Raw genomic sequence first — 8309 nt, 5'->3', positions numbered from 1 at the left:
CTATTGTTGATTATTATACTCCGGAAGAAGAAAATTTATTAGCATCAAAATAACTGAAGAAACATTCTTAAATAAAAAGTCCCACCGTAAAGTGGGACTTTTTATTTAAGAATGATTATTATTTCTTAATAAACTTAATAGCTGAACTTCCTTTATCTGATTTTACTTTAATAAAGTAATTACCCGTTTTAAGTCTGGAAACATCAATATCCGAAACCATTTTAGCATTTGGAACCGCAATTATCAACTGACCTAAAATATCATAAATTTCAAAAGATTGTATTTCAATATTCTGAGTTGAATTTACATTTAAAGTATTACTTACCGGATTTGGATACAAAGTAAAATACTTAGAAAATTCAAAATCTTGGGTTCCTAAAGTTTTAAAAGTAGACGTAGCTTTATTGGTTAAAATTGGAAAATTATAATCAAAGTAAATATTGGCTTCATTAGTAAATGAATCCCCAACTTGCAATGTTGGTTTTGTTTTGATTTTAAAAGCAATATATCCGTCATTGTTAGCATCATCAAATGGAAGATTGATATTTTCAAAAATAAACTCAACTTTATTTCCTGTAGAAATCTTAGTAACAAAAGAATGACTTGAACTTGTTGGAATCAAAGTTGAAATATCAAATTTCGATAAATCAATCATATCTTTTACTACAATATTTTGTGCCGGAAATGTTCCTGTATTTTCAAAACGGATCATATAATGAACATACTCTCCTATTAAACTTGGTGTAATAACAGTTCCTTCTAAGCAAGTTTTATCATTTGGATCATAAGAGCCAACAACAGTATGATTTAAGGTAAAAGTATTATCTAAAGGGGTTTTATCTGTATCCTGCGAAGTAATAGTTGTTTTATATTTTAATATGTCACCGTTATTAACCGCAGGGTTATCTGTTGGTTTGTTTACTTTAAAAGTTAAAATTATCTCTTTAGTTCCAAATGGAGGCAAATTTGAAAAACTCCAAGATAAACTATTACTTGTTTGATTATTTGATGAAGGATTTAAAGCTGTTAAATACAAAACTGCATCATTGAAAGTTAAATTAACAGTACCTGACTGCGTAACATTTCCTTTATTTCTATATACTAATTTATATTTTGCATCAAAACCCGGACGTGCGGCTTCTGTAGGAATTAAAACGATTTCTAGATCCGGTTGATTTCCATTTGGTGAAATACAGAAATCTTGTATATAAGGACTTGCCTGAGTTGGAAAATTCACAATTACCGATGTTGGCGAAACGGTAAAGTAATTTGAATTTTCTACAATTGGTATAATAGTAATTGCTCCTGCCTGAACCGGAATCGCATAAGAAGAATTATTTGCAGAATAAAAACTGCCCGAATTTGTTCCGTTAGTAATGGTATATTTTAAATTTGGAAATACTGAATTGTTTGCTACACATCCCTTATTATCAAAATTATATTTATTTACTCCACTAATAACATAATACTCTTTACCCGAAACAAAATTACAATAGGTATTTATTTCGCAGTTTTTTGGATTAGTTAGCAATTGCTTATAAAAATAAATATTTTCTTCATCAACGCATAAATATTTTAGTTTTGGAGTTCCTAACGTATAACTAGTAGAAACTACTCCATTTTTTAGCAATAAATAAAGCAAAGAATCATTATAAGAAAGATTTAAAGTCTGTAGTTCTTTTAATGAAGAAAAGTCCAAAAATTCTATTTTAGCAGAAGAACCGTAAATAGATTTTAGATGCGGATTCTTTGTTACATCTAAAGTTAAAAGACCGCTGCTTTCATAATTGAACCACTCTAAATTTTCAAAACCAGATAAATCAATAGTAGTCATTATAGTATTACCACCATAATTTAATGATTTCAATGAGGGCATAACTCCAAGATTTAAAGTTTGCAATGAGTTTGAACTGCAATTTATTTGTGCTAAACTATTACATTGAGAAACTGTCAAACTATTTAATTTAGGCTTAGACGAATCACCTATACAGATTAAAGTGGTAAGTTTAGGTAAATTTGAAATATTTAAACTAGTTAATGCATTACTGCTGCATTCTAAAGATTCTAAATTTTGACATTTTGAAACATCAAAAGCTGTTAAATTATTATAGCGAACTTGAAGGGTTTTTAATTTTGTCAGAGCTGAAAAATTTAAGCTAGTAAAACTATTCGAGCTGCAGTCTAAATATTCTAAATTGGGCACACCAGATAAGTTTAAAGTTTTTATGGTGTTAAAACGACAGTCTAAATATTCTAGTTTACTTAAACTGCCAAGAGTTAATGTGTTAATACGACTTTCGAAACAATAAACCTTTTTTAGACTTGCCAGTCCAGTAAAATCCAGACTATTTATAATAGTTCCATAACATCTTAGTTCTGTCAGCTTTGTTAAACCTGCTAAATTTAAAGAAGATAGAGCTAACCTGCTGCAATCTAAATATTCCAAATCAGTTAATCCGGAAACATCTATAGCAGAAAGATTATTACAATGATTTGTATCCAGATATTTTAATTTTGTCAACCCTGAAATTATCAAATTTTTCATTTGATGAGTTTCAGAGCAAGTAAGCTTTTGCAAATTTTTAAGCAACGTAAGATCAAGCGTTTGGCTATAAAAACCCGAACAATTCAAATCTATCAGATTTGTAAAATATTCAATTCCTGATAAACTTAGAATAATTCCCTCTCTTACGGGCATGTAGGTATTAAGTTTATATACATTTAATGCTTCACTGACTTCAATTTCTTTATTATCATTTAAATCGATTTTTATCGGATTTCCATTACTATCCTGAGCGATAGTATTTGTAGTATTGGCCTTGAGTAAAGTTTCTTTAAATGTAGCATCAGAGATAGTAATTACCTGTGCATTCAAACCATAAAAGCATAAAAATAAAATTAAAAAGTAGAGTTTCTTCATATTTAAGGATTTTCAAACAAAAGTAACTTTTTACAACAATAACACAACTTTTTTTGTTAAAACTTTCTAAACAAAATAAAATTAAGCATAAAAAAAGTCCCACATTTCTGTGGGACTTTCTATTTAAAGAAAACTAAGAATTATTTTTTCTCAGTTTTTTCCATTTTAGCTTTTAATGCAGCTAATACATCATTGTTATCTCCTAAAGTTGCAGCTGGTGCATTTGTAGTAGAAGCAGATGAAGTATTTTCAGTTGCAGCTTTCACGTTTTTCTCTTCTTCTTCACGGAAGATAGCAGTGTGAGAAGCAACTACTCTTTTGAATTCTTTGTTGAATTCGATTACTTTGAAATCAGCAGTATCACCTTTTTTCAATTTCTTTCCGTCTTCTTTTTCAAGGTGACGAGTAGGAATGAAAGCAACGATATCATCTCCGAATTCTACAGTAGCTCCTTTGTCAACGATTTCAGAAATTTCACCATTGTGGATAGTTCCTACAGCGAAAGAATCTTCGTATTGATCCCAAGGATTAGCAGTAGTTTGTTTGTGACCTAAAGATAATTTACGTCCTTCAACATCTAATTCTAATACAACTACATCAAGTTTTTCACCAACATTTACAAATTCAGATGGGTGTTTGATTTTCTTAGTCCAAGAAAGGTCAGAAATGTAGATTAATCCATCAATTCCTTCTTCTAATTCTACGAAAATACCAAAGTTTGTAAAGTTTCTAACGATACCTGTATGTTTAGAACCTACTGGGTATTTAGAAGTAATGTCAGTCCATGGATCTTGAGTTAATTGTTTGATACCTAATGACATTTTACGGTCATCTCTATCTAAAGTTAAGATAACTGCTTCAACAACATCTCCAACTTTCACGAAGTCCTGAGCAGAACGTAAGTGAGTTGACCATGACATTTCAGAAACGTGGATTAAACCTTCAACACCTTCAGCAACTTCGATAAATGCACCGTAATCAGCGATTACAACTACTTTACCTTTTACTTTATCACCAATAGTTAAATTAGCATCTAAAGCATCCCATGGGTGAGCGTTTAATTGTTTCAATCCTAATTGAATTCTTGTTTTCTCATCATCGAAATCAAGGATTACAACGTTTAATTTTTGGTCTAATTCAAGAACTTCACTTGGGTGGTTGATTCTGCTCCAAGAAAGGTCAGTAATGTGAATTAATCCGTCAACACCACCTAAGTCAATGAACACACCATAAGAAGTAATGTTTTTAACAACACCTTCTAATACTTGTCCTTTTTGTAATTGACCGATGATTTCTTTTTTCTGTACTTCGATATCAGCTTCGATAAGCGCTTTATGAGATACAACAACGTTTTTGAATTCGTGGTTAATTTTTACCACTTTGAATTCCATCATTTTGTTTACATATACATCGTAGTCTCTAATTGGCTTAACATCAATTTGAGAACCAGGTAAGAAAGCTTCGATACCAAAAACGTCAACGATCATACCACCTTTAGTTCTGCATTTTACAAAACCATTAACGATTTCACCTGTTTCGTTTGCTGCGATAACTCTATCCCATGATTTAATAGTACGAGCTTTTCTGTGAGATAATACTAATTGACCTGTTTTATCCTCACGGATGTCGATTAATACTTCTACTTTGTCACCCACTTTTAAGTTTGGGTTGTAACGGAATTCGTTTAAAGAAATAACACCTTCCGATTTTGCGTTGATATCAACGATAACGTCTCTATCTGTAATTCTAACAACTACACCTTCAACTACTTCTTCTTGATCTGTAGCGATAAAAGTTTTAGATACTAGTTCTTCGAATTCTTGTAAGTTTTTCTCGTCAACAGCATCAATTCCTTCTTGGAAGTTATGCCAGTTAAAATTCGCTAAAAACTCTTCTTGTGATTTTGTTTGTTCAGACATGCTGATAAAAAAATTTGTATTCTGTTTTTCTCGAGTTTCATAAAGCAGTAGAAAATACAGAAGTTGTTTTACATAAATAGTTGATACCTAAAGGAAACTCTTCTTCGCCAAAAGGACTGCAAAATTACTACAAATATTTGTAATTACAAATAGATAAGTCACTTATTATTTATTAAGTAATATTTTTGAAAATTCGCTGTTAATAGCAATATATTCTACAATTTGATCATTATCAAATGAAATATTGCCTTTATCATCTGTCTTTGATGTCTTGTTATCTATTGATAAATAGTTCTTTCCAGATTTAGATTTATAAAGAGTAAATATACTGTGATCATCTGTCTCGCTGTTAATATCTTTACTTAAGAAATCAAAATCAGCATGATTGCTTTGCGCTATCGATGCGATAACTTGCTGTTTGTTTTCTATATAACTAAATGCAGGCAGTATGACTTCTTCATACCAAGAATTAGTAGATTCGGAAAAAGGCTTTTTTGCTTCTAAATAAGGCAGAAAACCCGAAATCGCAATCACGATAATAAATTCTATTATCCAGATAATCCAAAGAAATGTTCCACTAACCGTTGCTCCCCGAATTCCCCATGTACCATATTCATTAACCTGACCAATGTATTCAAAAACTAAATCAGGTCGGAATATTAATGAAAAAACTTGTAAAAAATCAATATTGCTTACCGTAATACCAACTCTGCTAGATCCGTAGCTTTCACCAGCATTAATAACCAAATCAATCCAAATTGCCCAGTGAAAATACAATGCCAAAAGAGCTCCTGCCAATCCAATAATACACCCTAAAAGTGGATTTCTGACTTTTCCTTTTTTTATAACAAAATGAGCAATTACAAACCCAACGAGAAAACCAAACCCCATTGTTATAAAAAGATTTATATATACAAAAGGAATATACCATATACAATAAGCATATATTAATCCCAGGATTGGGAATGCTATAATGGTGGCCAACAAAAAGTACAAGATAAAAATTGATGAAAATTTACCCGATGGCTTATAATATTTCTCCATAGTTTTTTTACGATTTAAGTGTTTGCTGGTTTATTAAAAAAAGTCTGCAAGATAATGTTTTTAAGCACACTTTAAAATTATTATTAAAAACATTCTTACTAATTTTTTAACGATATTATTAGTGAAATTTTGACTTCAAAAATTGATTTAAATAATTTCTGATTTTTATTAGAAGCAGAAAATCACTTGTATTCAAGACCTCTAGTCCCGCTTTCGCTCCTATCTTTTTCTGATCTCGTTCTAAAAACGAGACCAGAAAAAGGATAACCGCTCTATCGGGGCTAAATGAGACGTTTAGCAACTTTTAAGATCTTTTTGTCAGGCTGAGCGAAGTCGAAGCCCATTGTTACCGATAAAGGCTTCGACTTCGCTCAGCCTGACAATGGTTTTCACAATAGTAAACCCGACAGGTTTTAAAAACCTGTCGGGTTTACTATACGCAATTATCTTCCTAAAAGTTTAAAACTTTGACAAAGGTTTTTCTAAATCAAGTTCAAACAGCTTTGGGTTTTCAAACTTACTTTCGTCAAGTTGAAAATTTTTGTCATAAAATTTCCAGGGCGAATTAGCAAAGAAATATAATTTATCATGAACTAAAGCCGCTAAAGCAGGTTCATTAAATTCTTCCCTATTATTATCTAAAACTGTAAAATCAATTATTTTAGTTTCGGAATCATTTAGCTTGTAACGCATAATTCTAATGGGCACTACTCCATTTTCAATTGCGATTAATGAATTTTTATAAAAAACCAATCCGTCAATTCCTTTTTTAGAAACCTCATTCGGGAATTCCAGCCAATGTTCTTTTTTAGTTTTTATATCTAATACACAAATCCCTTTTAAATAATCGGCTATAAACAATTTTGATTCGTTTTTATTAAATGTAATTCCCTGCAGATTAAAAGCTTGATTTCTTAAATCTTTCCATAAAATTAAATTGTCATTTTCAATTTTATAAATAATCGGTTCAGCACTATCTGAAATAAAAACATCATTATTTTTTGCTACAGCAATATCTCCAAAAACATGATTTCCCTCGATTGTATATCGCTTAATCAGTTTTTTAGAGGAAATATCAATTTTTAAAATCTCACTTTTTCCATCCAGTACTTTTGTAAAACCGTTCATTTCAGGAATTGCAGAACAAACAACCCAAAGATATTTTTGATCATGATCTGCTTTTAAAGCAAAAACCGAATACAAACAATCTGTAAACCAATCAGAGCATTTACCAGACGCATCAAAAGAAACGATCTTTTTATTCCGAATACTCGATGACAGCCAAAGCTTTTGTTTCTCCAGATAAAATAATCCTTCCGGATGAAGATCTTTCTCTGAAAGCCGGAGTTTTTCAATTGAATTTTTAATTGTTTTAGATTGAAAAACCTTCAACTGTAATAATTCCTTAAAACCATTATCATTTTTAATGGATTCAAAATCAGAATCGTTTTCAAAAGGAACTGTATTATTTGCCAGAACCATTCTTTTTAAAACCAATAAAGCTTCCTCTTTTTGGCCATTTAAAGCATAAGCCGATGCCAAATTATAAGTAAAAGTAGGATGTGCCGGCCTAATACTATCTAATTGTTTAGCCAATTTTAAAAACTGAACATAATCTTTGCTTTTATAAGCTTCTACACTTTTCTCATACAATGCTTTCGTTTGAGCAAATCCAAAAGTGCTAATCAAAAGCAAAACAAATAATTTTAGTTTCGGCATCATTAAAGTCTTAAAAATAAATCACTAAGTTATTGCTTTTATTTTAATCGCAAGAAACCCGACAGGTTTTAAAAACTTGTCGGGTTTACTATGTGCAGCCACCTTTGTCAAAGTTTTGAACTTTGACAAAGGTTTAACTGTTTATTCTTTAGCCTCAAACTTTACTTTAACAAAAGCTATTATTTTCTCGAAGTTTTCTGAACCAACTTCTATTTCACCTAAAATTAATGGCTCATAATTTTTAGTTATCAGTATCAAATTATTTTCTTTGATAATATAGTGTATCAATTCTGACCATTGGATAAGATTGAAATGTTCCCCAGAAGTTGCTATTAAAGCATTTTCTGTAAATTCCAAATTCATATATTTTAAATAATGAAAATCATTAATTTCCTTTACCTTAACATCTTCCATTCTTTTATAAAAAAATCTTATTTTGAAGTAATAATAGATAAAAGGTATAAGATTAGTCAGCCCGAAAAACACAAAAACGTAACCAATTCCAAATATATTGGGTCTCTTATAAATTAAGGCAATTCCAATAATGATTAAAACTAAACCAAGATATTGTGAATTTTTATAATAATCTTTTTTCTTTTTCCAATTAAGATCAAACAATAAATCCATTTGTTTATTGTAAATATCTTTATCAAACTCTAGTTCAAATTTCATAAAATTTATTCTCTGAAATTAAAAAATAAACCCAA

At 30.3% G+C, this 8309-nt stretch carries 5 protein-coding genes; all 5 read right to left on the bottom strand.

The features are described 5' to 3' along the window. Nucleotides 1-118 precede the first annotated feature (118 nt). Nucleotides 119-2920, bottom strand: coding sequence for a DUF7619 domain-containing protein (locus FLAPXU55_RS23235; RefSeq protein ID WP_180861728.1), 2802 nt, complete (start codon nt 2918-2920; stop codon nt 119-121). A gap of 140 nt (nt 2921-3060) precedes the next feature. Further along, nucleotides 3061-4839 (bottom strand): 30S ribosomal protein S1, encoded by a 1779-nt coding sequence (rpsA, locus tag FLAPXU55_RS23230; RefSeq protein ID WP_053474191.1) that lies wholly within the window; start codon nt 4837-4839, stop codon nt 3061-3063. Nucleotides 4840-5004: 165 nt separating this feature from the next. Further along, entirely contained in the window at nt 5005-5883 is an 879-nt protein-coding gene (locus FLAPXU55_RS23225; protein WP_123924589.1) for a hypothetical protein, read from the bottom strand. A 459-nt stretch (nt 5884-6342) separates the two neighbouring features. Then, nucleotides 6343-7605: a tetratricopeptide repeat protein gene (locus FLAPXU55_RS23220; protein ID WP_219637282.1), complete on the bottom strand. Its 1263-nt coding sequence runs from the start codon at nt 7603-7605 to the stop codon at nt 6343-6345. Between the two features lie 138 nt (nt 7606-7743). Beyond that, a complete protein-coding gene (locus FLAPXU55_RS23215; protein ID WP_180861724.1) occupies nt 7744-8274 on the bottom strand; it encodes a hypothetical protein in 531 nt (176 codons plus the stop codon). Nucleotides 8275-8309: the final 35 nt, after the last annotated feature.

It is taken from the genome of Flavobacterium panici (assembly GCF_903819335.1).
GTDB classification, from domain to species: Bacteria; Bacteroidota; Bacteroidia; order Flavobacteriales; family Flavobacteriaceae; genus Flavobacterium; species Flavobacterium panici.
The sequence above is the reverse complement of the archived record's forward strand: the minus strand, read 5'-3'. Positions and strand labels throughout refer to the sequence as shown.